The 3750-nt window shown below is 60.7% G+C and carries 5 protein-coding genes; 2 read left to right on the forward strand and 3 right to left on the reverse strand.

The window, feature by feature from the left end; translation table 11 throughout:
• Both VGL70_08140 and VGL70_08145 read left to right on the forward strand, forming a co-directional pair.
• Positions 1 to 367 (forward strand): dienelactone hydrolase family protein (locus VGL70_08140; protein ID HEY3303489.1); only part of this gene is annotated, 367 nt, incomplete at its 5' end.
• Positions 368 to 639: 272 nt separating this feature from the next.
• Positions 640 to 906, forward strand: a complete 267-nt coding sequence (locus VGL70_08145) for a DUF6295 family protein (protein ID HEY3303490.1) — start codon at positions 640 to 642, stop codon at positions 904 to 906.
• Positions 907 to 939: 33 nt separating this feature from the next.
• On the opposite strand, the gene VGL70_08150 is transcribed toward VGL70_08145, so the two are convergent.
• From VGL70_08150 to VGL70_08160, 3 genes are all read right to left on the reverse strand, one after another.
• On the reverse strand, positions 940 to 1359 hold the full coding sequence (locus VGL70_08150) for a hypothetical protein (protein ID HEY3303491.1): 420 nt from the start codon (positions 1357 to 1359) through the stop codon (positions 940 to 942).
• Between the two features lie 13 nt (positions 1360 to 1372).
• The gene (locus tag VGL70_08155) at positions 1373 to 2299 is read right to left on the reverse strand and encodes an SPFH domain-containing protein (protein HEY3303492.1); all 927 of its coding nucleotides are present in this window, start codon (positions 2297 to 2299) and stop codon (positions 1373 to 1375) included.
• 41 nt (positions 2300 to 2340) lie between these two features.
• On the reverse strand, positions 2341 to 3750 hold a 1410-nt coding region (locus tag VGL70_08160), incomplete at its 5' end, for a nodulation protein NfeD (protein ID HEY3303493.1).

The raw sequence follows: 3750 nt of genomic DNA on the forward strand, positions 1-3750 counted from the left end.
CCACGCGTTTCTCGCCGGCTGCCGTCTCAAAGGGCTCAGCGCGGTCGTGGAATGCTGGGGCGGACGCGTCGCGGCGTCGAAGGAAGAGCTTACGCCCAAGCAGCCGGTCGCGCCGATCGACCTCACCAAAGATCTTTCCGCTCCGATCCTCGGCCTCTTCGGCAACGACGACAAGGCGCCCTCGCCCGAGCAGGTGAACCGGCACGAGGAAGAATTGAAAAAGCACGGCAAGAATTGCGAGTTTCATCGCTACGACGGCGCGGGTCACGGCTTTTTCTATTACGACCGAGGGGCGTACCGTCAGGAGCAGGCGGTTGACGGATGGAAAAAGATCTGGGCGTTCCTGACGAAACACTTGAGCGCGTGAGGGAGAAGACAATTATTTTTGTGAACGCCGCCACCCGCTTTCCGAGCCCGCGCAATGGGGTAGCGCTTATTCCGAAATATTCTCATCGGATGCGCGGGCTCTTCAAACGGGCAGCGGCGTTCACGTCGCGGAGCGAGGCGCGCGAGGAGGAGGGCCGCGGACGTCCGATTACGGCGGTTCGACTCATGGTAGAAACCTATCGGCCGCGGCCCGAAACTCGCGCGGCGAGCCGGCTGCGACGTGAAGATATTCTAGAATAAAGGAGTTTAAAGATGTGCACGATGATCGCCAAGCAGGTGCCGATCCACGGCAGCGGCAAAGGTAAGGACGGCTGGTTCGAGGTGCGCGAGCTGAACGTCTCGTTCGACCACCCGTACCACGCCAAGGAAGAACACGCGCTCAACATCGATTTCGTCAACGAAGCCGAAGGCCCGGGTGCGCGCGTCGCGGTGGAGTTGACTCCGGCGGCGGCGCGCAAGCTCGCAGAGACCATTCACGAGATTTTAGCCCAGGCCGAAGCCGGGGGACACCTGGGATAACAAGGCTGAACGAAGAAGTCGCTTTCCCGGCGTCTACAGGCGAGGCATACGAAAGACGAGAAGCTCGGAGCGAGGCTCAGGCTCGTCCGCCCAAAGAAGATGGTTATTGTCGATGCGAATAGTGCCGGTCAAGACCGGACAGCGGATGTTCCGGTCTGCAAGATAGGTTGCCATCTCTTGAGCGCTGGCGTCTAATGGTGTGCGGATACCTTGTTGCCCGGATAGACAATCATCGTGGTGTAATACGCCGCAGAGGACAATTGGCTCCTCCAGCGAGGACAGCAGATTCACAGTGTTTCGGAAGTTCATCCCGACATTGCCGCCAACGTCGTTGAGGATATAAATCCGGTCTGCCGCAACGCGCAGGCGCTGTAATTTCTGACGTACCTGGATACGCAGCAATTCATGATTGAGACGAGGGTCCACACACACCTGAGCCAACGCTGCCGCCATTATCTTCTCAAGCTTAGGCTTTTTTGAGGCCCTCATTGCCAACCATCGCCCCCTCGGCGTAGCCCGTAAGCGGCTTCAAAAAGCTGGCAAATTCAAGGGGGAAGATGAACTTTGTTGCTGGACTGCTACCGAGGACCTTGAGCGCTTCCAGATATTGCAAGCTCAAGGTCTTGGAATCCACCGTCTGCGCCACCTGATAAATTTTTCCGAGCGCGAGCGCAAAGCCTTCCGCGCGTAGCGAGGCGGACTGACGCTCGCCTTCGGCGGCCAAAATCGTCGCTTGTTGCCCGCCTTCGGCCTTCAAAATAGCCGCCTGCTTCTCGCCTTCGGCGATGGTGATCGCCGCCTGCTTCTTCCCATCCGCTTCGGTGACCAGGGCGCGCCGGCTCCGCTCCGCCGACATCTGGCGCGTCATCGCATCCTGCACCTCGTGCGGCGGAGTGATCTCTTTGATCTCGACGATGGTGACTTTGACTCCCCAGCGCGCGGTGACTTCATCCAGCTTGTCGCGTAAAAGTTGGTTGATAACTTCTCGCTTGGCAAGCACGTCGTCGAGGATAATGTCGCCGATAATGGCGCGGAGCGTGGTCGTGGCGATGCCGGCCGACGCGCCGCCCAGGTTGGCGACCTGGATGACGCTGGCGCGCGGCTCGACCACTTTCCAGTAAATCAGGAAATCGATCGAGATCGGCGCGTTGTCGCGCGTGATGCAGGTTTGCGCCGGCACTTCCAGGAATTGCTCGCGCAGATCGACCGAGACGGCCTTGTCGACGATCGGGATGAGGAGAACCAGGCCCGGGCCGCGCTCCCGAGCCAGGGCGCGCCCCAGCCTGAAGATCACCAGCCGCCTGTACTCGGGGACGATCCTGATCGCGGTGGAGAACAAGATCACGGCGAAGAGAACGAAAACGGCGGCGATGACGATGTTGAAATCGGACATGTCGCTTTCCTCCTTCTCCTTTCCCAGGTCGCATGCGCGCGCTAAGGCGCCGCTTTGGTTACACGCAGCCGCAGTCCGTCCACGATCTCGACGACTTTTACTTTCTCGCCTTTCCCGATGCCGTCGCTGACCGATTCGGCGCTCCACTCTTCGCTGCGGACGAAAACGATTCCGCCCGGCTTGAGATCGGTTTTGGCGATCCCGATTTCGCCCAACAGCATATCCACGCCGCTCGACAACTTAACGCGCTGGGATCGAACGACGGCCCACAAGGCGAAGACAAAAAATCCGAGCCAGAGAGCCGTCATGGTCGCGATCAGCCAGGGGCTGACCGCGAATTTAGGCAGGTCGGGAAAGGCGGGTAGCGGTTTGTAGAGCATGATCGAGCCGAGCACGAAGGCGACGGCGCCGCCCACGCTCAGAGCGAAGCCTTGAACTTTTAAATCCGCGATAAACAAGATGACCGCCAATACGATCAGCGCCACGCCCGCCCAGTTCGGTTGCAGCACTCCGAAAGCGGTGAAGGCGAGAACGAGGGAGATGACGCCGGTCAGGCCCGGCAAGATCGCGCCCGGATGGTAGAACTCGGCGATCAAAGCGATCGTGCCCAGGTTGAAGAGGATATAGGCGATATTCGGATCGGTGATGGTATGGAGAAATTTCTCCGACCAGGTCATGTCGATCGGCTGTTGGCGCGCGTTTTGAACCCGGAGAACCACGGCGCCGGCCTTGGTCGTGGTCTTGCGCCCGTCGATCTTGGCCAACAGGTCCTTCAGATCGTCCGCGACGACGTCGATGACTTTCAGATCCAGCGCCTTTTCCGCCGCGACGGAGAGGCTCTTGCGCACCGCGTCCTCGGCCCAGTCGGCGTTTCGGCCGCGGGCGTCGGCCAGCGCGCGCACGCGGGCGACCGCGTCGTTGGTGACCTTGTCGCGCATATCGCCTTCGATGTCCTTGCCGCTGCCGCTGACGGGATGGGCGGCACCGATGTTCGTCGTGGGCGCCATCGCGGCGACGTGCGCCGCCATCGTGATGAAGACCCCGGCGGAGCCCGCTCGGGCGCCGGGAGGCGAAACGTAAACGACCACCGGCACGCGGCTGTTGAGAATGGTCGTGACGATCTCGTCCATCGAGCCCACCAGGCCTCCGGGGGTGTCCATCTGGATAATCACGGCGCCCGCGCCGTCGGATTCAGCCGCATCGATCCCGCGCTTGACGTATTGCGCGGTGAACGGCGCGATGATCCCTTTAAGCGTGAGGACATCGACGTGGGGCGCCGATTGGCCGAACGCCGGAGTGAAGAAACGGATAAGAATAGAGATCAGAATGGACGCCGCAAAACCGGGGAGATATTTGAGCGCGGTGGGGTTTGCCTTTCCCATAGGATCGACCGAGCATGGCCCGTCGTGGGCTGGAAGGTACTCTAGGGGTGCCCGGTTTGTCAAATCACA

The organism is Candidatus Binatia bacterium (assembly GCA_036504975.1).
Classification (GTDB): Bacteria; Desulfobacterota; Binatia; order UBA9968; family UBA9968; genus JAJPJQ01.